General features: G+C 71.1%; 23 protein-coding genes. 22 read left to right on the forward strand and 1 reads right to left on the reverse strand.

All coding sequences use genetic code 11. The features are described 5' to 3' along the window. Positions 1 to 103 precede the first annotated feature (103 nt). The 22 genes from rpsB to Q7L65_RS08515 all read left to right on the forward strand — a co-directional run bounded on the left by rpsB (position 104) and on the right by Q7L65_RS08515 (position 20,505). Entirely contained in the window at positions 104 to 1,354 is a 1,251-nt protein-coding gene (gene rpsB, locus Q7L65_RS08410; RefSeq protein ID WP_304720327.1) for a 30S ribosomal protein S2, read from the forward strand. After that, positions 1,351 to 1,947 carry a translation elongation factor Ts gene (gene tsf / locus Q7L65_RS08415; RefSeq protein WP_304720329.1) on the forward strand — a complete coding sequence of 199 codons (597 nt, stop codon included), beginning with the start codon at positions 1,351 to 1,353 and terminating at the stop codon, positions 1,945 to 1,947. Before rpsB ends, tsf begins: the two co-directional genes overlap by 4 nt. Next, positions 1,937 to 2,680 carry a UMP kinase gene (pyrH, locus tag Q7L65_RS08420; protein WP_304720331.1) on the forward strand — a complete coding sequence of 248 codons (744 nt, stop codon included), beginning with the start codon at positions 1,937 to 1,939 and terminating at the stop codon, positions 2,678 to 2,680. The genes tsf and pyrH overlap by 11 nt, the downstream gene beginning before the upstream one ends. Further along, positions 2,677 to 3,234 carry a ribosome recycling factor gene (frr, locus tag Q7L65_RS08425; protein WP_304720333.1) on the forward strand — a complete coding sequence of 186 codons (558 nt, stop codon included), beginning with the start codon at positions 2,677 to 2,679 and terminating at the stop codon, positions 3,232 to 3,234. The genes pyrH and frr overlap by 4 nt, the downstream gene beginning before the upstream one ends. A gap of 24 nt (positions 3,235 to 3,258) precedes the next feature. Continuing rightward, on the forward strand, positions 3,259 to 3,963 hold the full coding sequence (gene uppS, locus Q7L65_RS08430) for a polyprenyl diphosphate synthase (RefSeq protein ID WP_304720336.1): 705 nt from the start codon (positions 3,259 to 3,261) through the stop codon (positions 3,961 to 3,963). Next, a complete protein-coding gene (locus Q7L65_RS08435; protein ID WP_304720338.1) occupies positions 3,960 to 5,021 on the forward strand; it encodes a phosphatidate cytidylyltransferase in 1,062 nt (353 codons plus the stop codon). The genes uppS and Q7L65_RS08435 overlap by 4 nt, the downstream gene beginning before the upstream one ends. 86 nt (positions 5,022 to 5,107) lie before the next feature. After that, entirely contained in the window at positions 5,108 to 6,655 is a 1,548-nt protein-coding gene (locus tag Q7L65_RS08440) for a hypothetical protein (protein WP_304720339.1), read from the forward strand. 108 nt (positions 6,656 to 6,763) lie between these two features. Next, a complete protein-coding gene (gene dxr, locus Q7L65_RS08445; RefSeq protein ID WP_304720341.1) occupies positions 6,764 to 7,921 on the forward strand; it encodes a 1-deoxy-D-xylulose-5-phosphate reductoisomerase in 1,158 nt (385 codons plus the stop codon). Next, positions 7,918 to 9,009, forward strand: a complete 1,092-nt coding sequence (locus Q7L65_RS08450) for an RIP metalloprotease (RefSeq protein WP_304720343.1) — start codon at positions 7,918 to 7,920, stop codon at positions 9,007 to 9,009. Before dxr ends, Q7L65_RS08450 begins: the two co-directional genes overlap by 4 nt. 144 nt (positions 9,010 to 9,153) lie before the next feature. Continuing rightward, on the forward strand, positions 9,154 to 11,001 hold the full coding sequence (locus Q7L65_RS08455) for a long-chain fatty acid--CoA ligase (protein ID WP_304720346.1): 1,848 nt from the start codon (positions 9,154 to 9,156) through the stop codon (positions 10,999 to 11,001). A gap of 46 nt (positions 11,002 to 11,047) precedes the next feature. Beyond that, positions 11,048 to 11,506 (forward strand): hypothetical protein, encoded by a 459-nt coding sequence (locus tag Q7L65_RS08460; RefSeq protein ID WP_304720348.1) that lies wholly within the window; start codon positions 11,048 to 11,050, stop codon positions 11,504 to 11,506. Next, complete coding sequence (locus Q7L65_RS08465; RefSeq protein ID WP_304720351.1) at positions 11,503 to 11,850, forward strand: hypothetical protein; 348 nt, start codon at positions 11,503 to 11,505, stop codon at positions 11,848 to 11,850. The genes Q7L65_RS08460 and Q7L65_RS08465 overlap by 4 nt, the downstream gene beginning before the upstream one ends. Positions 11,851 to 11,904: 54 nt before the next feature. Continuing rightward, complete coding sequence (ispG, locus tag Q7L65_RS08470) at positions 11,905 to 13,206, forward strand: flavodoxin-dependent (E)-4-hydroxy-3-methylbut-2-enyl-diphosphate synthase (protein WP_304720354.1); 1,302 nt, start codon at positions 11,905 to 11,907, stop codon at positions 13,204 to 13,206. 100 nt (positions 13,207 to 13,306) lie between these two features. Then, the gene (locus tag Q7L65_RS08475; protein WP_304720357.1) at positions 13,307 to 14,098 is read left to right on the forward strand and encodes an alpha/beta fold hydrolase; all 792 of its coding nucleotides are present in this window, start codon (positions 13,307 to 13,309) and stop codon (positions 14,096 to 14,098) included. A gap of 185 nt (positions 14,099 to 14,283) precedes the next feature. Then, on the forward strand, positions 14,284 to 15,243 hold the full coding sequence (locus Q7L65_RS08480; RefSeq protein WP_304720359.1) for a hypothetical protein: 960 nt from the start codon (positions 14,284 to 14,286) through the stop codon (positions 15,241 to 15,243). Between the two features lie 49 nt (positions 15,244 to 15,292). After that, positions 15,293 to 16,975 (forward strand): proline--tRNA ligase, encoded by a 1,683-nt coding sequence (locus tag Q7L65_RS08485; protein WP_304720361.1) that lies wholly within the window; start codon positions 15,293 to 15,295, stop codon positions 16,973 to 16,975. After that, on the forward strand, positions 16,957 to 17,682 hold the full coding sequence (locus Q7L65_RS08490; RefSeq protein ID WP_304720364.1) for a CDP-alcohol phosphatidyltransferase family protein: 726 nt from the start codon (positions 16,957 to 16,959) through the stop codon (positions 17,680 to 17,682). The genes Q7L65_RS08485 and Q7L65_RS08490 overlap by 19 nt, the downstream gene beginning before the upstream one ends. Before the next feature lie 90 nt (positions 17,683 to 17,772). Beyond that, a complete protein-coding gene (locus Q7L65_RS08495; protein WP_304720367.1) occupies positions 17,773 to 18,027 on the forward strand; it encodes a hypothetical protein in 255 nt (84 codons plus the stop codon). 24 nt (positions 18,028 to 18,051) lie between these two features. Beyond that, positions 18,052 to 18,519 carry an FHA domain-containing protein gene (locus tag Q7L65_RS08500; RefSeq protein ID WP_304720369.1) on the forward strand — a complete coding sequence of 156 codons (468 nt, stop codon included), beginning with the start codon at positions 18,052 to 18,054 and terminating at the stop codon, positions 18,517 to 18,519. 5 nt (positions 18,520 to 18,524) lie between these two features. Further along, positions 18,525 to 19,421 carry a MerR family transcriptional regulator gene (locus tag Q7L65_RS08505; protein ID WP_304720370.1) on the forward strand — a complete coding sequence of 299 codons (897 nt, stop codon included), beginning with the start codon at positions 18,525 to 18,527 and terminating at the stop codon, positions 19,419 to 19,421. Positions 19,422 to 19,492: 71 nt separating this feature from the next. Continuing rightward, positions 19,493 to 20,029 (forward strand): adenine phosphoribosyltransferase, encoded by a 537-nt coding sequence (locus Q7L65_RS08510; RefSeq protein WP_304720371.1) that lies wholly within the window; start codon positions 19,493 to 19,495, stop codon positions 20,027 to 20,029. Positions 20,030 to 20,055: 26 nt separating this feature from the next. Further along, complete coding sequence (locus tag Q7L65_RS08515) at positions 20,056 to 20,505, forward strand: SRPBCC domain-containing protein (RefSeq protein WP_304720372.1); 450 nt, start codon at positions 20,056 to 20,058, stop codon at positions 20,503 to 20,505. A 49-nt stretch (positions 20,506 to 20,554) separates the two neighbouring features. Here the strand turns inward: Q7L65_RS08515 and Q7L65_RS08520 are convergent, their stop codons facing one another. Then, complete coding sequence (locus tag Q7L65_RS08520; RefSeq protein ID WP_304720373.1) at positions 20,555 to 20,980, reverse strand: OsmC family peroxiredoxin; 426 nt, start codon at positions 20,978 to 20,980, stop codon at positions 20,555 to 20,557. Between the last annotated feature and the right edge of the window lie 60 nt (positions 20,981 to 21,040).

A 21,040-nucleotide genomic window follows, 5' to 3' on the forward strand; every position in this document is an offset into this window, starting at 1 on the left:
GGACGCAGCACAGGGTCCGCTGCCCTGCTCGACGCCCTGACGTCGGGATCAGCGCGGCTCGCGACCGGGAGCAGTGACCACCACCACAAGGGAGTACCAGCACATGGCGACCGCACCGGTTGACCTCAGAGACCTGCTCGTGAACGGCGTTCACTTCGGCCATCAGACGCGCCGTTGGAACCCGAAGATGCGTCGCTTCATCCACGGTGAGCGCGCGGGCATCTACATCATCGACCTGCTCAGAACGCAGGAGCTGCTGAACGACGCCGCCGAGTTCGCTTCGCAGGTCGCTCACCGCGGTGGCACGGTGCTCTTCGTCGGCACCAAGAAGCAGGCCAGAGACGGCATCAAGGAGGTCGCCGAGGCGGCCGGGATGCCCTACGTCAACCACCGTTGGCTCGGCGGCCTGCTGACGAACTTCGGCACGATAACCAACCGCATCCGGCGTCTGCACGACCTCGAGCGCTACGAGAGAGAGGGTCAGCTCGACCTGCTCCCGACGCGTGAGCGGCTCGCCGCGAGAGCCGACCTGCTGAAGCTGCAGGCGAACCTCGGCGGCGTCAAGAACATGCAGCGCGTGCCTGACGCGATGTTCGTGATCGACCTCAAGGTCGAGGCGATCGCCGTCAAGGAGGCCAGACGCCTGCGGATCCCGATCATAGGTCTGGTCGACACCAACTGCGACCCGGACGAGGTCGACTACGTCGTCCCGGGCAACGACGACGCGATCAAGTCGTGCCTCGTGATCACGAGAGCGCTCGGCGCCGTCATCGCCGAGGGCCGCGAGGTCTTCCGCGCGCAGGAGGAGGCCGCGCGCAAGGAGGCCGAGGAGAAGGCCCGCCGCGAGGCCGAGGAGCGTGCCAGACGCGAGGCCGAGGATCGCGCCCGTCGCGACGCCGAGGACGCCGCCCGTCGCGAGGCCGAGCAGGCCGCCAGACGTGAGGCCGAGGCCGCCGCCGCCGCGCAGCAGGCCCAGGCCGCGCAGGCCGCCCAGGAGGCGCAGCAGGCGCAGGCAGCGCAGCAGGCGCAGGCCGCTCAGGCCGCCGCCGCGCCCGCTCCGGCTGAGGCCGCGCCCGCTGAGGCTGCCGCTCCGGCCGCGACCGCCGCCGCTGCGCCGGCTGAGGCTGCGCCGGCCGACGCCCCCGCTCCGGCCGCGCCGGCTGAGGCCGCGCCCGCCGAGGCTGCCGCTCCGGCCGCGCCCGCCGAGGCTGCGCCCGCTGAGGCCGCCCCGGCCGAGGCCGCGCCCGCCGCCCCCGCTGAGGACGCCAAGCCGGCCGACGCCGCCACGGCGCCCGCAGACACCACCACCGCCACCACCACTGACTCCGGCTCCGAGGGGGAGCCCACCGCATGAGCATTTCCGCCCAGGACGTGAAGGCGCTGCGCGAACGCACCGGCGCCGGCATGATGGACTGTAAGAAGGCCCTCGTAGAGGCCGACGGCGACATCGAGAAGGCGATCGAGGCGCTGCGCATCAAGGGCATGGCGAAGGCCGAGAAGCGCGGCGACCGCGGCACCTCCGAGGGCACGGTCCAGTCCTACATCCACGCCAACGGCAAGATCGGCGTGCTGGTCGAGGTCGACTGCGAGACCGACTTCGTCGCCCGCAACGACGACTTCATCGGCTTCGCGAAGGATCTGGCGCTGCACGTCGCCGCCGCCGCGCCGGTCTCGGTCGACGACGACGGCGTCCCGGCCGAGGACGTCGAGCGCGAGCGCCGCATCGCCGAGGAGCAGTACGCCGACAAGCCGGAGGCGATCCGCCCGAGAATCGTCCAGGGCAAGATCGACTCGTGGCTGAAGGACGTCGTGCTGCTGCGTCAGGCGCATGTCAACGCCGACAAGTACGAGGGTCGCTCGATCGAGCAGATCCGCGCCGAGGTCTCGCAGAGAACCGGCGAGAACGTCGTCATCCGCCGCTTCTCGCGGTTCGCCGTTGGCGACTGAGCCCCCGCACCGAGAGGGCGCGCCTGCTTACAGACGCGTCCTCGTGAAGGTCTCGGGCGAATCGCTGATGGGCGAGCTCGACTACGGCACCGATCCCGAGCGGATCGGTGCGATCGCCCGTCAGCTCGCGTTGGTCCACGCCCGCGGGGTCGAGGTCGCCGTCGTCGTCGGCGGCGGCAACATCTTCCGCGGGCTGGCCGCGCAGGCGTCCGGCATGGACCGTGCGACCGGCGACTACATGGGCATGCTCGCGACCGTCCTGAACGCGCTCGCGCTGCAGGACGCGCTCGAGAAGCAGGGCGTGCCGACGCGCGTTCAGTCGGCGATAGCGATCTCCGAGGTTGCCGAGCCGTACATCCGCCGGCGCGCGATGCGTCACCTCGAGAAGCAGAGGATCGTGATCTTCGCGGCCGGGACGGGCAACCCGTTCTTCACGACCGACACGGCCGCAGCGCTGCGTGCGATCGAGATGCACGCGGAGATCATCCTGATGGCGAAGAACGGCGTCGAAGGCGTCTACACCGCCGATCCGGCGACCGATCCCGACGCCACGTTCATCCCCGAGATCACCCACATGGAGGCGATCGAGAGACGCCTGCGCGTGATGGACTCGACCGCGCTGACGCTGTGCATGGAGAACAGGCTGCCGATCGTCGTCTTCAACATGGGCGACGAGCTGAACATCGATCGGATAGTTTCCGGGGAACGAGTCGGGACCTTGGTGAGGACATGATCGAAGAGCTGCTGCAGGACGCGCGCGAGCGCATGTTGAAGTCCGTCGACGCGACCCGCAACGAATTCGGGTCCGTTCGCACCGGCCGCGCCTCGACGGCGCTGCTGGATCGCATCATGGTCGACTACTACGGCGCCTCCACGCCGCTGAAGCAGCTCGCCAGCGTCGGCGCCCCCGAGGCGCGGATGCTGACGGTCCAGCCGTTCGACAAGAGCTCGATCAAGGCGATCGAGAAGGCGATCATGGAGTCCGACGTCGGCCTCACGCCGAACAACGACGGCAACATGATCCGCCTGTCGATCCCCGAGCTGACGGAGGAGCGCCGCAGACAGCTCGTCAAGGTCGTGCGCACGATCGCCGAGGACGGCCGCATCGGCATCCGCAACGTCCGCCGCGACACGATGCAGGACCTGCGCGAGCTGCGCGACGCCGGCGAGGTCGGCGCCGACGACGAACATCGCGCCGAGTCCGAGCTGCAGAAGCTGACCGACGAGAAGATCGGTGAGCTGGACACCTTCCTGAAGCACAAGGAAGAAGAGATCCTCGAGGTCTGACGCCTCGTGGAGCGGCTCGCCGACGTGGCGACTGACCAGAGCGACGACTCCGGCCGGCGGGCTCGGCGCGTCGCGATCATCACAGACGGCAACGGCCGTTGGGCGGAGCAACGCGGCCTCGACGTGACCGAAGGTCACCGCGCGGGCGCGGAGAACGTCAAGGCGCGGCTGAGGGACGCCGTCGAGCTGGGCATCGAGCAGCTCGCGATCTACGCCTTCTCGACCGAGAACTGGTCGCGCTCGGACGCCGAGGTGGCCGGGCTGATGGAGCTGTTTCGCGAGTACATAGAGCGCGAGACGCCCGAGCTGCACGAGGAGGGCGTGCGGATGCGCTTCGTCGGCCGCCGCGGCGACCCGATCCCGCCCGACATCATCGAGCAGATGGAGTGGGCCGAGCGGCTCACGGCCGACAACAGGCAGATCACGTTCTTCATCCCGTTCAACTACGGCGGACGGGCCGAGATCGTCGATGCCGCGCGCAGCTTCACCGGAACGACCGAGGAGGAGTTCCGCCAGCACCTGTACGCGCCCGACCTGGAGGATCCCGACCTCGTGATCCGCACCAGCGGCGAGCAGCGGCTGTCGAACTACCTCGTCTGGCAGACGGCCTACTCGGAGTTCGTCGTGCGCGACGAGCTGTGGCCGGACTTCGACCGCGGTGTGTTCGAGCAGACGCTCGCCGAGTACGCGACGCGCAGACGCCGCTACGGAGGGCGCGCGGGCGCATGAGCAGCGGCGACGGCGACCTCTTCGACCGCTTCGGGGACGACGACGACGGCCTCGCGCGCTCGCGCGCGCGCCGTGCCGAGGCGGCGGCCGCGGGCGGGTCGTCGAGAGCGTCCGGCGCGAGACGCGGTCGCGGCGGTCGCGGACGCCGCGGGATCGGCCGCAGAGCCGGCGCGCGCGCCGGCGGCGGGCGCGGGCCGAGCGGGTCCGACGGAGCGGGCGGCGGGAGCGGCGACGGCGCCGGCGCGGGCGGCGCTGTGGGCGCGCGCAGCGGCTCCGACCTCGGCGGCCGCGTGCTGGTCGCGGTGCCCGCCGCGATCGCCGTCATCGCGGTCAACGCGTTCGGCGGCCCGATATGGGCGCTCGCGCTGCTCGGCGTCGGGATACTCGCGATGCACGAGCTGTACACGCTGCTGAGACCGGTCCAGCCGGTCGCCGTCGCCGGCTTCATAGCGCTGGCGGCGATGCTCGCCGCGGCGCTCTACGGCACGCAGTTCCACATCCTGCTGGCGGCCGTCTCGATCGTGCCGGTGCTGTTCGTGCTGACGGCGGCCGGCCCGGTGCGCGAGCATGCGACGCTGTCGATGTCGACGACGATCCTCGGGATCTACTGGATCGGCTTCGCGCTCGCGCACGCGGTCCTGCTGCGCGAGCTGCCGCATGGCAACGCGATCGTGATCGACGTGCTGGTCGGCACCTTCATCGGCGACACCGGCGCCTACTTCGGCGGGCGCATGTTCGGCCGCCGCAAGCTGGCGCCGCGGATCTCGCCGAACAAGACCGTCGAGGGCCTCGCGATCGGGATGCTGTGCGCGGTCGCCGCGGTCGTCTGCGCCGGCCTCTACCAGGATTGGCTGACGACGGTCGACGCGCTGCTGCTCGGCGTCGGCGTCGCGATCGCCGCCCCGATCGGCGACCTGTTCGAGTCGTTCGTCAAGCGCGACGTCGGCACGAAGGACACCGGTCGCGCGTTCGGCGCCCACGGCGGCGCGCTGGACCGCATCGACGCGGCGCTGTTCGCCGCGGTCGTCGGCTACTACATCTGGTACGCGCTCTCCTAGCGCGAACGCGTCGCTCAATCGCAACCTTCCACCCCGGGAGCGCGTTTGAACGCGCAGACCCAGGGACGGACGAAGGGATTGTCACGATGACGGGGAATGCGCGGCCGCACGGCCGGCGACTGCTACGGGGCGCAATCGCGCTGGCGCTGCTGGCGACGGCGGCGCCGGGTACGGCGACAGCAGCGAAGGAGCCGGCGGACGCGTACACGGTCGAGCCGGTCGAGGTCGGCGTTGCGGCCTCGGGGCCCGTGGTGGGGCCGGATGGACGCATGTGGGCTTTCAGTCTTCGCCCCGACGACGCGGAGCTGTTGCGGATCACCGCGGCGGGGGTCGAGTCGCGGCAGACGTTGCCGACGATGTCGCTGGATCAGGGGATCACGTCGCTGACCGGCGGTCGTATCGGCTTCCTCCGCAACGACCGGGGCAGCGAAGGGCTCGCGCACGAGGAGTTCACTGCCGTGGCGGGCGGGCCGTTGACGAAACGTCGGCTGGTCGGTCCGGGAGCGGTCGGTCTGGCGCCCGACGGGACCACGTGGCAGATGCTGGAGTGCGACCTGCTGCAGCGCATGGACACGCGGGGACGGGTGCGCAGAATCCGGCTCGGTTGGAAGGGATGTCTCGCGAACGTCGGAGTTCAACGGTTCGCGTTCGGCGGTGACGGCACGACCTGGGTCGTGGACCTCTGCGGCGGTCGGATCGCGCGGGTCGCGGTCGATGGGAGCCAGCGCCGTTGGCGTGTACGGGCGCGCGAGCAGGCATGCGGCACGGAGGAGCTCGCGGATGTCGGCGTCAGTCTCGCGGCGGTGCCGCGTGACGACGGCGGTCTCTCGTTCGGGTTCTCGGGTGTCGCCGGCGGTCGGATCGGGCCGCGCGGAAAGCTCGTCTCCGCCTCGCCGGACCTGCTGGATGTCGCCGCCCCCGACGGCAGCACGTGGTACCAGAGCGGCACCACGCTGTGGCGCCGCGCCGCCGATGGGAGACGCACGAACGTCGTCGATTCCAGCGCGGACGGTCGCCCGGTCCACAACGCGGCGATCGGTCCGGACGGACGGCTGTGGTTCAACCGCTACGTGGTCATGGGTTCCAAGGAAGGGCGGGGCCCGAGAGATCTGTCGTACGGCGTCGTGGACAGCAGCGGGGGAACCGCGCAGTCGCTCGACGGCCTGCTCGGCCGGGTGCGCGACGTGTACAACGCACCGTCGGTGACCGCCGGCCCGGACGGGGCCGTCTGGATCTCCGACTCGACCTGGCCTGCCGACGGCGCACCGCCGCCGTGGGGCGCGACGCGCCTGCTGCGGATCGTGCCGCGCACCGCGGTCCCGTCCCGTGGCGGCGCGCGCCCGCTGCGGGTCGTCGCCCGATCGGGGCCGACGCTCTGGCTGCAGGTCCGCTGCGACGCCGTGCCCGGCCGCTTCTGCACGACCAGCGCCACGCTGCGCGCCCGCGGCGGCAGCGGATCGCTCGCATCGACGGTGCCGGCGGCGGTTCCCGGCGGCGCCAGCCGCACGGTCGCGCTGCAGCTGAGCGCGAGCGTGCGGCACCGGCTGCGGATCGGGCGCACGGTGCGGGCAGACGCGGTCGTGACGGCGGATGACCAGAAGCGGGCGCGCTTGGCGGTGACGCTGCGGCGCTGAGGGCGGAGCGGTCGGCGCGGCACGGATGCTGCGCGGCCGGCGCCGTGCCGCCGTGCGCCAGACGACCCGCTTAGCTGTCCGAAATCGAGGAGACCTACAATCCTCCGCATGCCACGCCGCCTGCTCATCCTCGGCTCGACCGGGTCGATCGGAACGCAGGCGCTCGACATCGTCGCGCGCTCTGAGGAACTGGAACTCGTCGGACTGTCCGCCCAGCGCTCGTGGGAGGCGGTCGTCGCGCAGGCCCGTGAGCACGGCGTCGAGCGGATCGCGCTCGCCGACGCCGACGCCGGCGCGCGCGCCGCGGAGGCGTGGACCGACGGCGAGGTGCTGAGCGGGCCCGAGGGGCTCGTGCGGCTCGTCGTCGAATCCGAGGCCGACCTCGTGCTGAACGCGCTCGTCGGCTCCGCCGGCCTCGGCCCGACCGTCGCCGCGCTCGGCGAGGGGATCGACCTCGCGCTCGCCAACAAGGAGTCGCTCGTCGTCGGCGGCGAGCTCGTCAACCAGCTCGCGGAGGCGACCGGCGCGCAGATCATCCCGGTCGACTCCGAGCACTCCGCGATCCACCAGTTGCTGGCCGGCGAGGAGCCCGGCGTCGTCGACAGAATCGTGCTGACCGCCTCCGGCGGACCGTTTCGCGGCAGAACCGCGGCGGAGCTGCGCGAGGTGACCGTCGCGCAGGCGCTCGCGCACCCGACCTGGGCGATGGGCGGCAAGATCACGATCGACTCCGCGACGCTGATGAACAAGGGCCTGGAGCTGATCGAGGCGCACCACCTGTTCGGCACGCCGTACAGCCAGCTCGAGGTGATCGTCCATCCGCAGTCGATCGTCCACAGCATGATCCAGCTGTGCGACGGCTCGACGCTCGCGCACCTCGGCTACCCGGACATGCGCGTGCCGATCTCCTACGGCCTGCACTACCCGGAGCGCGTCGACGTGCCGCTGAGAGCGCTCGACTTCGCCGCCGTCGGCACGCTCAGCTTCGAGCCGGTCGACAGCGACACCTTCGCCTGTCTGCGGCTCGCGCGCGAGGTCGGAATCGCCGGCGGCACCGCGCCGTGCGTCCTGAACGCCGCCAACGAGGTCGCCGTGCACGCGTTCCTGTCCGGCAGACTGCGCTTCCTCGAGATCGCCGAGGTGATCCAGCACGCGCTCGACACCGTCGAGACGGGCATGATCCACGCGTTCGAGACGCTCTACCGCGCCGACCGCGCCGCGCGCGACGCCGCGCACGAGCTGATCGAGGAGCGCGCGACCGCATGATCCCGATACTGCTCGCGTTCCTGGGCTTCTGCGCCCTGATCATCCTGCACGAGGCGGGCCACTTCACGGCCGCGAAGCTCGTCGGCATGCGCGTCGAGAAGTTCTCGCTGTTCTTCGGCCGCCCGCTCGCGAAGGTCCAGCGCGGCGAGACCGAGTACGCGATCGGCTGGATCCCGGCTGGCGGCTACGTGCGCATCACCGGCATGAACCCGACGGAGGAGATCCCGCCGGAGGTCGAGGACCGCGCCTACTACCGGATGCCGGTCTGGAAGCGGATCGTCGTGATCGCCGCGGGTCCGGCCGTCAACGTCGTGATCGCGTTCCTGATCATCTGGGCGCTGCTGCTCGCCAACGGCCAGGCGACCGATCAGCCGGTCGTCTCCAAGCAGGACCTCGGCCAGCCGGCCGCGCAGTTCCTGCAGCCGAACGACAGGATCATCAGCGTCGACGGCGTCAGAGGCGACCCGACCGCGATCGCCAGACAGGTCGCGACGCACAGATGCGCCGGCAGACAGGTGAACGGCTGCACGGCCGCGACCGCGGCGACCGTCGTCGTGGAGCGCAACGGCAGACTGCAGACGTTCCAGATCACCCCGCGCTACGACGCGACGAGAGGGATCGAGCGCGCGCGCCTCGGCTTCAGCTACGAGAACGCGACCCGCACCGTCGGGCCGGTCGACGCGGCCGGCGTCAGCGTGACCGGCATGTGGGACGTCGCCAGACGGACCGTCTCGACGTTCGGCAAGCTGTTCGAGGCGAGAGAGCGCAAGCAGCTGTCCGGCGTCGTCGGCACGTCGGAGACGCTGCGGCAGTCGTTCGAGTTCTCGACGACGCTCGCGCTCTACGTGCTCGCGCTGATCTCGCTGTCGCTGGCGATCATCAACCTGTTCCCGTTCCTGCCGCTCGACGGCGGCCACATCTTCTGGGCGCTGGTCGAGAAGCTGCGCGGCGGCCGGCCGGTCCCGTTCTCGATCATGGAGAAGGCCGGGGCGGTCGGCTTCGTGCTCGTGATAATGCTGTTCCTGATCGGGCTGTCCAACGACATCGGCCGGATCGGCGACGGCACGCTCGGCGACATCGGGCGCTGAGCGCGACGGCGGGCGGGACGTCGGCCCGCGCCCGCGCCGCGCGCCCGCCGCCCCGCCGCGTTGCACCTCCCCGCGAGCGGGTAAGCCTCGTGTAGCGTCTGCATGGCCCCGACGGCTGTCCACGTCAGCGGAGGAGGACGAGAGATGGAAGGCAGCTCGATCGCGGCCACGACATCGCACGCCGTCGATGCGGCGACGCTCGGCGAGGCACTGCGGCGGACCGCCGCCGCGCACCCCGACCTGGTCGCGGTGCGCACGCTCGACGACGGCGTCGCGCTGACCTGGTCGCAGCTGCGCGAGCGCGTCGACGCGCTCGCCGGCGGCCTCGCGCGGCTCGGCGTCGGCCCCGGCGACACCGTCGCGCTGATGCTCTCCAACCGGCCCGAGTTCCACCTCGCCGACCTCGCCGCCGTGACGCTCGGGGCGGCGCCGTTCTCGATCTACCTGACCTCCACGCCGCAGCAGATCGAGTACGTCGTCGGCGACGCGAGCGCGCGCATCGCGGTCGTCGAGCAGGCGTTCCTGGCGCGGCTGCTGGAGGCGCGCAAGAGACTGCCGGAGCTGGAGCACGTGATCGTCGTTGACGCGGCTGGCGCCGACTCCGTCGCGCAACCGCCCGGGGGCGATTCCGCGGCCGGGCTGCTGACGCTCTCCGACGTCGAAGGCTCCAACCCGTCGTTCGACGTCGACCGCGCGCTCGCCGCCGTCGCGCCCGATGACGTCGCGACGCTGATCTACACCTCCGGCACGACCGGGCCGCCGAAGGGCGTCGAGCTGGCGCACCGCAACATCCTCGGCGCGGTCCGCGCCGTGCAGGAGATCATCCAGCTGGAGCCGGGGGCGCGCGTGATCTCGTGGCTGCCGGCGGCGCACATCGCCGAGCGCGCCGCGCACCACTACATCCCGGTCGTCTACGCCGCGACGATCACCACGTCGCCGGATCCCAGAGCGATCATGCAGACGCTCCCGCAGGTGCGGCCGAACTGGTTCTTCGCCGTGCCGCGGATCTGGGAGAAGCTGAAGGCGGGCCTGGAGGCGATGCTCGCGTCGCAGCCGGAGGAGGCGCGCGCGAGAGTCGAGGGCGCGCTCGCGGCCGCGCGGCAGCGGATCGGGCTGCAGCAGAAGGGCGTCGCGGTGCCGCAGGAGCTGGAGCAGGCGGTCGCGGCCGCCGACGCGGCGATCTTCTCCAACCTGCGGACGATGCTCGGCCTCGACCAGGTCGTCACCGTCAACGTCGGCGCCGCGCCGACGCCGCCCGACGTGATCGAGTTCTTCCACGCGCTCGGGATCGAGCTGGCGGAGCTGTGGGGGATGTCGGAGACGTGCGGCGCCGGCACCGTCAACCGGCCGGGGCAGGTGCGGATCGGCACCGTCGGGCCGCCGTCGCCGGGCGTCGAGGCGAGGCTGGCGCAGGACGGCGAGCTGCTGGTGCGCGGCGCCTGCGTGATGCGCGGCTACCGCGGCAGACCGGACAAGACGGCCGAGACGATCGACGCGGACGGCTGGCTGCACACCGGCGACATCGCGCAGATCGACGCCGACGGCTACGTCAAGATCGTCGACCGCAAGAAGGAGCTGATCATCTCCGCGGGCGGCAAGAACATGTCGCCGGCGAACATCGAGGCGACGCTGAAGGGCGCCTCGCCGCTGATCGGCCAGGCGTGCGTGATCGGCGACGCGCGACCGTACAACACCGCGCTGATCGTGCTCGACACCGACTTCGGCCCGGCGTGGGCGAGACAGCAGGGGCTCGGCGACGAGGCGGAGCTGGCCGCGCTGGCGGTCGATGAGCGCGTGCGCGCGGCGGTCCAAGCCGGCGTCGACACCGCCAACGAGAGACTCTCGCGCGTCGAGCAGATAAAGCGCTTCACGCTCGTGCGCGGCGACTGGCTCCCCGGCGGCGACGAGCTGACCCCGACGATGAAGCTCAAGCGCCGCCCGATCGGCGACAAGTACGCTGCCGAGATCGAGGCGATGTACGCGGGGCACTGAGGCGAGAACAGGCGCCGTACGACCTCTCGTACGCCGCGACGAGCAGATGGGCCAGGTCGACGACCTCCCGTGGGACGCCGTCGCGATCTTCCCCGAGGACACGGTTCCACCCGCGAGAGCGACGGATTACTTGAGAGCGACGATCCACTACATCGGGCTGCAGGGGCGCGTCGTCAACGTCGCCGAGCCGGGCGGCGCGATCGACACAGCCGAGCACGACGCCGACGGCAACGTGATCCGTGCCCTGACAGCGGCCAACCGCCAGTGGGCGCTCGCGTTCGGGAGTGGCGCCGCGAGCGAGGCGCAGGCGCTGTCGACGCGCGGGGCACGCCTGCCAACGGCTGGCGCGGCGGTCACCAGCGCACGACGTCGACCAGCACCCGTTCAACCTGCAGGATCTGGACGGCAGGCAGCCGACGCCGTGCGGATGACCGTGACCCCCGGCGGACGACTCGCCTCGTGCCTCTTCGGCGCGGGCGGCGCCCTTGTGACGTCGATGGGATGACCGAGCCAGACGCGAAGGAGCGGCGCGTCGTCGCGCTGCTCGCCGATGCGGACTGTCCCTGGGGGCCGATGCCGCTGCAGCGGGCGTCGCATGCGCTGCCGGTCGCCAGCTTCCTGAGGTTCGTCGCCGAGCGCGGCGAGTCTCAGGAGGGCGTCGAGCAGATCGTCGACCGGCTCGTGATCGCGAGCGGCGGTTCACGCGACGAGGAGCTCAACCCCGTCATCCGGCTGAAGGCGTGGGCTCGGCGTCGCAGGAGACTGCCGACCGACTCGACCGACATATGGGTAGCGCCGGAGACCTTCCCGCGCAGTGTGTCCGACGGGCACGCCGGCGCGGGATATTGATCCGTAGACAGTCCGGCGACGGCTTCGTCGCCGGACGTCTCCTACACTGGGGGCATGGCCTCGAAGCGGCAGATCCACGTCGGCGGCGTGCCGATCGGCGGCGGCGCACCCGTCGCGATCCAGACGATGACGAAGACGGAGACCGCCGACCTGCAGGCGACGATGGCGCAGATCCATCGTGTCGCGGAGGCCGGGGCGGACATCGTGCGCTGCGCGGTGCCGCGCGACGACGACGTCGAGGCGCTCAAGACGATCGTCAGAGAGTCGCCGATCCCGATCATCGCCGACATCCACTTCAACTACACGCTCGCGCTGAAGGCGATCGATGCGGGCGCCCATTGCATCCGCCTCAACCCGGGCAACATCGGCGGTCCCGACAAGGTCGCGCTCGTCGCCGCGAAGGCGAGAGCGGCGGGCGTGCCGATCCGCATCGGCGTCAACTCCGGCTCGCTGCCCAGACACCTCCACGCGCTCGAGCGCGAGAACAGCGTCGAGGCGCTCGTGACCGCCGCGACCGAGTTCGTCGCGCTGATGGAGTCGCTGCAGTTCGAGGACTTCAAGGTCTCGATCAAGTCGACCAACGTGCCGAACACGATCGCCTCCAACCGCCTGCTGTCGCAGCGGATCCCGTACCCGCTGCACCTCGGCATCACCGAGGCGGGGACGAAGTGGTCGGGCTCGCTGAAGTCGTCGGTGGGCCTCGGGACGCTGCTCGCGGACGGCATCGGCGACACGATCCGGATCTCCTTGTCGACCTTCCACGCGGAGGAAGAGGTCAAGGTGGCTTGGGAGATCCTCAAGGCGCTGCAGCTGCGCGAGCGCGGCCCGGTCCTGATCGCCTGCCCGACCTGTGGCCGCCTGCAGTTCGACATGGACACCGTCGTCGCCGACATCGAGAAGCGGCTGGAGGCGTACGAGGACCCGATCGAGGTCGCCGTGCTCGGCTGCGCCGTCAACGGCATCGGCGAGGCGTCGCACGCCGACTTCGGCATCACGGGGGCGAAGAACGAGGGCCTGATCTTCAGCCGCGGCAGAGCGCTGCGCAAGGTCCCGACCGAGCAGCTCGTCGACACCCTCTTCGCCGAGATCGACAAGTACGTCGCGCGCGGCAAGCAGATCGACGTCGACGCCGGCGAGGCCGCCGAGGGCGCCGCTTGGCTGCAGGCGATCGAAGAGGAGAACGCCGGCGAGATGACGCCCGAGCGCCTCGCGGCGCTGGAGAAGGCCGCCAGCGACGCGGTCGACTCCAACTCGCTGGAGGAGATGTCGGGCAGCCTGCTGGATGTGGTCGCCGCGAAGGCGCGGTTGGACGAGGAAGCGTCGCCCACGGCGGGCCGTCGCTTCACGCGCTCGTGATCGCCTGAGAGCACGGGCTCGCGGAGCTGGGCGCGATCCGGCGTCTCAGACGACCATGAAGGTGGCGCAGGGTCCGACGGAGGTCGGTTAGGCTCGGCCCATGCTCGTCCACGACCGTCGCGGCTCTGGGCCGCCGCTCGTCCTGATCCACGGGATCGGCGCGCGGCGTGGGGCGTGGGATCCGGTCGTCGAGCTGCTCGCCGCCGAGCGCGAGACGATCGCGATCGACCTGCCGGGCTTCGGCGACTCGCCGCCGCTGCCGGCCGGCACGGTGCCGACGATCGAGGCCTACCTCGACGCGGTCGAGCAGTTCTTCGCCGACGCCGGGCTCGACAGACCGCACGTCGCGGGCAACTCGATGGGCGGTGGGATCGCGCTGGAGCTGGCGCGCCGCGGCTGCGTCGCGAGCGCGACCGCGCTGTCGCCGATCGGCTTCTGGAACGAGGCCGAGAAGCGGTACAGCCGCGCGGCGCTGAAGATCACGCGCTTCTTCTCCGTCCACGCGGGCGGGCTGCTGAAGCGTGGGATGGGCAGCGCACTCGGCCGGCAGCTGCTGCTGGGCCAGATGCGCGGCCGTCCGGCGCGCGTCGATCCGGACGCGGCGCGGATGGACATCGACAGACTCGTCGGCGCCAGCGGCTGGGACGCGACGCTGCCCGAGCTGGCGAGATACCAGTTCGCGCACGGGGAGCAGCTCGATCCGATCCCGGTCACGATCGGCTGGGGCACGCGCGACCGGCTGTTGATCGCCGCGACCCAGCCGGCGCGCGCGAGGGCGGCGCTGCCGCACGCCCGCCATGTCCCGCTGGACGGCTGCGGCCACCTGCCGATGGGCGACGACCCAGAAGCCGTCGCGGCGCTGCTGCGCGTCGCCAGCTCCAGCGGCGCCTGAAGCGGGCGCCCTGCGCCCGCCGCGTGCAGCCGGCGCCCGCCGCGTGGCGGCGGATCCCCGCCGCAACCGCATCGTCACCGGCGCCGCTGGGTTAGCAGCTACAGTCCCCCGATCCGTTTCGGGGTGTCCGTATGCAGACCAGGTATCGCGGGCCCCCGGCTCATTCCCCGAAAGGAAACTTCGACGTGAAGCCCCGTCGTTCGCTGGCCGCCACAGTGGCGGGCCTGCTCTTGGCCGTCCTGCTGCTCGCGCCTGCTTCGAGCAGCGCCCTCGTAGTGGGAGTCGGCGACCAGAGTCCGAACCTCTTCACGAACGAGTGGCTGACCCCGCTCGGCTCCGAGCGCACGCGCCTGATCGTCAACTACGACAGCGTGCTGCACAGGGACGAGAAGGCCGGCCTCGACCTGTGGATGAGAGCCGCGCGCTCCGCGGGCCAGGAGATCCTCGTCGCGTTCAACCCGCCCTCGACGATGGCGTGCCCGAACCTGAACGGCTCCAAGAGCTGCAGACCGGTCAGCTCCGCCAGCTACACGAAGGCCTTCAAGGCGTTCCGCAAGGCGTACCCGTACGTGCGCCTGTTCCAGCCCTGGAACGAGGTCAACAACCTCACGCAGCCGACCGTCTACAGACCCGACGCGGTCGTCACGTACTACGACATCGTGCGCAGAAACTGCCGCGGCTGCACGATCCTCGGCGCCGACATCCAGGACCTGCCGAACATGGTCACGTACACCAGAGCGCTGCTGGACAACTTCAGAAGACGCCGCATCCCGACGCCGAAGGTGTGGGGGATGCACAACTACACCGACGCCAACCGCTTCGTGCAGGACGCCAACAGCAGCGTCAAGAAGCTGCTGAAGATACTCCCGGGCAAGGTCTGGCTGACCGAGACGGGCGGTCTCTACCGCTTCCAGCCGCAGAACGCGCGGCAGACGTTCCGCCCCGACCTCAAGCGGCAGGCGAGAGCGATGGACGCGGTCTTCAAGCAGGCGATCAAATACCGCAGCCGGATCGACCGGATCTACATCTACCACTGGTTCGGCGCCGGCATCTCCAACCGCTGGGACTCCGGCGTGCTCGACGTCAACGGCCAGCCGCGGCCGGTCTACGACACGCTGCTGAAGTACAGACGCTACTTCGGCTGACGTCGCGGGAGACGGGCGCGGAGGGGCCGGCCGGTAGGCTTCCGCGCCCATGACCCGTCTGAGCGCCTATCTCCTTCCGACCGAGAAGCAGGCCCCGGCTGACGCCGAGGCGATCTCGCACAAGCTGATGGTCCGGGCCGGGCTGATCCGTCAGCTCGGCGCCGGACTGTGGACCTACCTGCCGGCCGGCTGGAAGATCCACCGCAAGATCGAGCAGATCATCCGCGAGGAGATGGACGCGATCGGCGGCCAGGAGCTGCTGATGCCGCTGCTGAACCCCGCCGAGCCGTGGCGTCGCACCGGCCGCATCGAGATCGAGGAGATCTTCAAGCTGGCCGACCGCAAGGGCACCGAGATGGTGCTCGCGATGACGCACGAGGAGATCATCACCACGCACGTGGCGCAGGTGGTGCGCTCCTATCGCGATCTGCCGCAGATCCTCTACCAGATACAGGTCAAGGAACGCGACGAGGCGCGCCCGCGCGCGGGCGTCCTGCGCACGCGCGAGTTCCGCATGAAGGACTCCTACTCGTTCGACCGCGACGAGGAGGGTCTGGAGCGCAGCTACGCGGCGCACATCACGGCGTACGACCGCATCTTCGACCGCAGCGGGCTGGAGTGGTACCGCGTCGAGTCCGACGTCGGGATGATGGGCGGCACCGCCGCGCACGAGTACATGGCGCCCTGCGCGGCCGGCGAGGACGAGGTCGCGTTGGCGCCCGGCTACGCCGCCAACGTCGAGATCGCCAGCGCCGACCCGCAGCCGGTCGAGCTGCCCGCGCCGCTGCCGCAGCCGCAGGAGGAGCACACGCCCGGCATCACGACCGTCGAGGACGTCGCGCGCCGCCTCAGCGTGCCGGCCGGCGGAGTGCTGAAGGCGTACCCGGTGATCGCCGAGGGCCGCGGGCTGGTGCTCGTGCTGGTGCGCGGCGACCACCGCGTCAACGAGACGAAGCTGCGCAACGCGCTGAGATCGGAATGCCGCCCCGCGACGGCCGACGAGTTCGCGCGCAAGATCGGGCCGGCCGGCTTCATCGGCCCGGTCGGCGCGAACGCGCCGATCGTGCTCGACGACGCCGTCGGCGACGGCGGCTACGTGACCGGCGCCAACCGCGCCGACCACCACCTGCGCGGCGTCGAGCCGGGCCGCGACTTCCCGTTCGAGCGCGCCGACGTGCGCGCGGTCGAGCCGGGCGACACGGTCAACGGCAACCCGATCCGGATCGAGAAGGCGATCGAGATCGGGAACATCTTCAAGCTCGGCACCAGATACTCGACGGCGCTCGGCGCGCATTACCTCGACGAGAGCGGCAGACAGCAGCCGATCGTGATGGGCTGCTACGGGATCGGCCCGGCGCGGATCGCCGCCGCCGCCGTCGAGCAGTTCCACGACGAGGCCGGGATCGCCTGGCCGCGCGCGCTCGCGCCGTTCGACGTCGAGTTGGTCGTGATCTCCAGAGGCGAGTCGGAGGAGCGCACGTACGCCGACGGCCTCTACGAGCAGCTGAGGGAGATCGGCCTCGACGTGCTCTACGACGACCGCGACGCGGGTCCCGGCGAGAAGTTCGCCGACGCCGAGCTGCTCGGCGCGCCGCTGCGCGTGACGGTCGGCCGGCGCACGCTCGCGGCGGGCGAGCTGGAGGTGCAGCTGCGGCGCGGCCGCGAGTCGCGCTCGATCCCGCTCGACGGTGCCGCGGAGGCGGTGCGCGAGCTGTGGCGGACGCTCCCGTAGGGCGCCCGGACGGGGGCGGCTCCGGCGACGAGCCGCCGCGCTCGGCCGGCGGCGCCCCCGGCGTCCCCGGCGGCGACCGCCCGCCGCGGCAGCGCCTCACGTTCAAGCGCCTCTCGGGCCTGGACCGCTCGGGCCCGCCGCAGCCGGCGACGGTCGCCGGCGCGCCGCTGAACCCGTGGACGATCCCGAATGCGATCGGCTTCTTGCGGATCGCGCTGATCCCGGTCTTCCTCGTCGTCGCGCTGTCGAGCGACGACGGCGTCGGCTTCTGGCCCGCGTTCCTGTTCGGCGTGATCGGCTGGGGCGACTATGCCGACGGGATCGCCGCGCGCGTGACGCGGCAGTACTCGCGCCTGGGCGCGCTGATGGACCCGGTCACCGACCGCCTGCTGGTGATCTCCGGCGTGATCGTGGCGTGGAACTTCGAGCTGCTGCCGCGCTGGGCGATCGCGCTGCTGGTCGCGCGTGAGGTCGCGATGCTGTCGATCGCGCAATGGGGCCTGCGGCACGGCATCGACCTGGCGATCAACTGGCCTGGGCGGCTTGCGGTCGCGCCGGTGATGGGCGGCCTGTTCTTCCCGATGTGCGGGCTGCAACTGCTCGGCGAGGTGCTGCTCTACATCGGCCTCGCGCTGGCGCTAACGGCGACGGCCCTGTACGTTCGCAGCGGCCGTGCGCAGCTGCGTGCGCGGCGGGCAACGGGCTGACCCTCAAGCTCAGCTTGAGACCCGGCCCGTGCAGGGCTATACTGATCGGTCTCGCCACCGCGCGCACCCTGGAACGGAGCAACCTCAGTGATGGACACCTTCCCGGATCTCGGCTCACTGACGGATCAGGAGCTGAAGGATCTCATCCAGCAGATGACCGAGGAGGAGATCGAGGTCTCCTACAAACGGCGCATCCTGCATGGAAAGATCGACATTCTCCGGGCCGAGCTCGTCAACCGTCTGCGCAAGAAGCACGACGGCGGCGAAGACGTGATCTCCGGTGCCGACGTCGAGAAGCTGACCGACATCTTGTCCGGCCGACTGCCGGGACAAGAGGGAAGCTGACCTTCGTCGGCGAAGGAGAGGCACGTGGCGCTCCACTGCCCTGAATGCGGCTTCGCCAATGCGGTCGGAGCGAACTACTGCCAACGCTGCGGCGCGTTCCTCGCTACCTCCGAGCCGGCGGCCGCTGACACGACGGCGACCTACCGGATCGGCGAGACCGGCGAGATCGAGCCGGTCGAGTTGGAGGACGTCGTCGCGCGCGGCGCCGCGCTGGTGATCCGCGCCGGCGGCGGTCGCACGGGCGAGTCGTTCGTCGTCGACGGCGAGAAGCTGACGATCGGGCGTCGTCCCGACAGCGACATCTTCCTCGACGACGTGACGGTCTCGCGCGATCACGCGCTGCTGGTGCGGCGCGGCCACGAGTGGTACCTCGACGACTGCGGCTCGCTCAACGGCACCTACGTCAACCGTGAGCGGATCGAGTCGCACAAGCTCGAAGACGGCGACGAGTTGCAGGTCGGCAAGTACAAGCTGGCGTATCTCTCCCGGTGACGACGATGGCCTCACAGATCCCTCACCCCGACGTCGAGCCAGAGGCTGCGACGGCAGGCGCCGTGCCGCCGCCGGACGGCGAGCCGGCGACGGTCGCTGTGGACGGCGCGGTCGCCGAGGCCGGTGGGTCGGCGACGGTCGCCGTGCCGGCAACCGTGCCCGCGACGCCGGGCAACGCGCCCGAGCAGAAGCGCCCGGCGCGACAGAAGGCGCTCACGATCGGCGCGGTCTGCAAGGCGCTGAAGCAGGAGTTCCCGGACATCTCGATCTCGAAGATCCGCTACCTCGAGGATCAGAAGCTGCTGACGCCGCGCCGCACGCAGGGCGGCTACCGCGTCTACCAGCAGACCGACGTGCAGCGGCTGCGGACGATCCTGCGGCTGCAGCGCGACGAGTTCCTGCCGCTGAGAGTGATCCGCCAGGAGCTGGCCGGCGGCCGCGCCGAGAACGACGTCGCGCCCGGCCCGTCCAGACCCGACGTGCGCCACCTGCGCCGCACCGCGGTCGCCGTCAGAGGCCCCGGCGCGCTCTACTCGCTCGACGACGTCGTCGAGGAGACCGGCGCCGAGCCGAGACTCGTCTACGAGCTGGAGGAGTTCGGCGTGATCCGCGGCGAGCAGCGCGCGGGCGTGAAGTACTACGACGAGACCGACCGCGAGATCGTCCGCGCGACGACCGAGCTGGCCAGATACGGCGTCGCCGGCCGCAACCTGCGCGTCTTCCGCACCTCCGCCGACCGCGAGTCGGCGCTGCTGCAGCAGATCCTCGCCCCGGCACTGCGCTCGCGCAACCCGGAGCGCCGCAGAGAGGCCGTCGAGACGCTCGAGAACCTCGCCGCGGTCGCGACCTACCTCAAGCACCTGCTGCTGATTCGCGACCTGCGCAGAATCTCCGGGCCTTGAGCACGCCGGATGCTGCGGCCCGCGGCCTTGACCCGGTCGGAAGAACTCGCCTAGAGGCTCGTTCTTCCACGATGAGCGTCGAATTGCGCAGCCGCATCCGCGAGATCCCGGACTATCCCAAGCCGGGGATCGTCTTTCGCGACATCACGCCGCTGCTGCTGGACTCCGCGGCGGTCTCGGAGGCCGTCAGGCGGATCGCGGCCTACGGCGCCGGCCGCGGCGGGATCGACTTCGTCGTCGCGGCCGAGGCGCGCGGCTTCATCCTCGGCGGCGCGGTCGCGCGCGAGCTGAGCGCGGGCTTCGTGCCGGCGCGCAAGCCGGGCAAGCTGCCGGCGCGCACGATCAGCGCCGAGTACATCCTCGAATACGGCGTCGACGCGCTGGAGATGCACGCCGACGCGCTCGCCCACGGCGCGCGCGTGCTCGTGCACGACGACCTGCTCGCGACCGGCGGCACGGCGCGCGCGCTGTGCGACCTCGTGCAGCAGCTCGGCGGCGTCGTGGTCGGCTGCGCGTTCCTCGCCGAGCTGAGCTTCCTCGGCGGCCGCGAGCGGCTCGCGCCCTACGACGTCCACGCGCTCGTGCAGTACGCGAGCGAGGCGGAGTAGCGCCCGACGCTCGCTCGCTCCTTCCGATGCCGACCACCCGACTCCAGCGCACGCTCCCGGCCGCACCCGCGGCCGTCTGGCGGGTGCTGAACGACCCCTACCAGCAGCAGCGCTGGTGGCCGCGCGTGCGGCGCGTCGAGGACGTCGACCTGGACCGCTTCACGCAGGTGCTGGGGACGCAGAGAGGCAAGGGCGTGCGGGCCGACTTCGCGATCCTCGCGCGCGACGAGGAGCAGCTGCTGCAGTGGTCGCAGGAGCTGGAGGGCTCGCCGTTCGAGCGCCTGATGGAGGAGGCCGTGACGACCTTCAAGCTCGCGCCCGGGGCGGACGGCGCGGACGCCACGACGACGCTCGTGAGCGTCGAGTACGTCCAGCGCCTGCGCGGCTGGTCGCGACTGGCGCCCTTCCTCTTCAAGGGCGCGGCGAAGCGGCAGTTGGGCGAGGCGCTGGACGGGCTCGAAGCGGCGGTCGCGTGAGCCGCTGAGCGCGGGCCGGTTTGGAGCCGGCCCGCGGCGGTGGATCAGCTCAGCTGGCGAGCGTCGCTTCGAGCGTGATCTCGGGCACGCCGGCGAGCGCGCGGCTGACCGGGCAACCGGCCTTGGCGCCGGCGGCGGCCTCCTTGAAGGCGGCCTCGTCGATGCCGGGGACGACGCCGACGACGGTCAGCTCGATCTTCGTGATCGTCGGCGCGCCGTCGACCGGGCGCAGTGTCACGACCGCTCTCGTCTGCACCGAGTCGACCGGCGTGCCGGCCGTGGCGAGCGCGTTCGACAGCGCCATCGAGAAGCATGAGGCGTGCGCGGCGGCGATCAGCTGCTCCGGGTTCGCGCCCGGGCCGTCCTCGAAGCGCGACTTGAACGAGTAGTCGCCGCTGATCGTGTCCCCGGCGGTGAAGGTGCCGGAGCCGGCTCTCAGGTCGCCCTTCCACTCAGCAGTTCCTCTTGCAGGCATGTCGTGCTCCTTCGTCGTCGTTAGCGAGCGGTCGCTCCGCGGCCGAAGCCTACGGTGCTC

It is taken from the genome of Conexibacter sp. CPCC 206217 (assembly GCF_030646165.1).
Classification (GTDB): Bacteria; Actinomycetota; Thermoleophilia; order Solirubrobacterales; family Solirubrobacteraceae; genus Conexibacter.

What these genes read in the sequence shown, in the direction of transcription:
- Q7L65_RS08510 (WP_304720371.1), top strand. Translation starts at nt 19,493, where the DNA reads ATGAGCGTCGAATTGCGCAGCCGCATCCGCGAGATCCCGGACTATCCC.
- Q7L65_RS08465 (WP_304720351.1), top strand. Translation starts at nt 11,503, where the DNA reads ATGACCGAGCCAGACGCGAAGGAGCGGCGCGTCGTCGCGCTGCTCGCC.
- Q7L65_RS08475 (WP_304720357.1), top strand. Translation starts at nt 13,307, where the DNA reads ATGCTCGTCCACGACCGTCGCGGCTCTGGGCCGCCGCTCGTCCTGATC.
- dxr (WP_304720341.1), top strand. Translation starts at nt 6,764, where the DNA reads ATGCCACGCCGCCTGCTCATCCTCGGCTCGACCGGGTCGATCGGAACG.
- Q7L65_RS08495 (WP_304720367.1), top strand. Translation starts at nt 17,773, where the DNA reads ATGGACACCTTCCCGGATCTCGGCTCACTGACGGATCAGGAGCTGAAG.
- frr (WP_304720333.1), top strand. Translation starts at nt 2,677, where the DNA reads ATGATCGAAGAGCTGCTGCAGGACGCGCGCGAGCGCATGTTGAAGTCC.
- tsf (WP_304720329.1), top strand. Translation starts at nt 1,351, where the DNA reads ATGAGCATTTCCGCCCAGGACGTGAAGGCGCTGCGCGAACGCACCGGC.
- Q7L65_RS08440 (WP_304720339.1), top strand. Translation starts at nt 5,108, where the DNA reads ATGACGGGGAATGCGCGGCCGCACGGCCGGCGACTGCTACGGGGCGCA.
- Q7L65_RS08455 (WP_304720346.1), top strand. Translation starts at nt 9,154, where the DNA reads ATGGAAGGCAGCTCGATCGCGGCCACGACATCGCACGCCGTCGATGCG.
- Q7L65_RS08515 (WP_304720372.1), top strand. Translation starts at nt 20,056, where the DNA reads ATGCCGACCACCCGACTCCAGCGCACGCTCCCGGCCGCACCCGCGGCC.
- ispG (WP_304720354.1), top strand. Translation starts at nt 11,905, where the DNA reads ATGGCCTCGAAGCGGCAGATCCACGTCGGCGGCGTGCCGATCGGCGGC.
- Q7L65_RS08485 (WP_304720361.1), top strand. Translation starts at nt 15,293, where the DNA reads ATGACCCGTCTGAGCGCCTATCTCCTTCCGACCGAGAAGCAGGCCCCG.
- Q7L65_RS08505 (WP_304720370.1), top strand. Translation starts at nt 18,525, where the DNA reads ATGGCCTCACAGATCCCTCACCCCGACGTCGAGCCAGAGGCTGCGACG.
- Q7L65_RS08520 (WP_304720373.1), bottom strand. Translation starts at nt 20,980, where the DNA reads ATGCCTGCAAGAGGAACTGCTGAGTGGAAGGGCGACCTGAGAGCCGGC.
- rpsB (WP_304720327.1), top strand. Translation starts at nt 104, where the DNA reads ATGGCGACCGCACCGGTTGACCTCAGAGACCTGCTCGTGAACGGCGTT.
- Q7L65_RS08450 (WP_304720343.1), top strand. Translation starts at nt 7,918, where the DNA reads ATGATCCCGATACTGCTCGCGTTCCTGGGCTTCTGCGCCCTGATCATC.
- Q7L65_RS08460 (WP_304720348.1), top strand. Translation starts at nt 11,048, where the DNA reads ATGGGCCAGGTCGACGACCTCCCGTGGGACGCCGTCGCGATCTTCCCC.
- Q7L65_RS08435 (WP_304720338.1), top strand. Translation starts at nt 3,960, where the DNA reads ATGAGCAGCGGCGACGGCGACCTCTTCGACCGCTTCGGGGACGACGAC.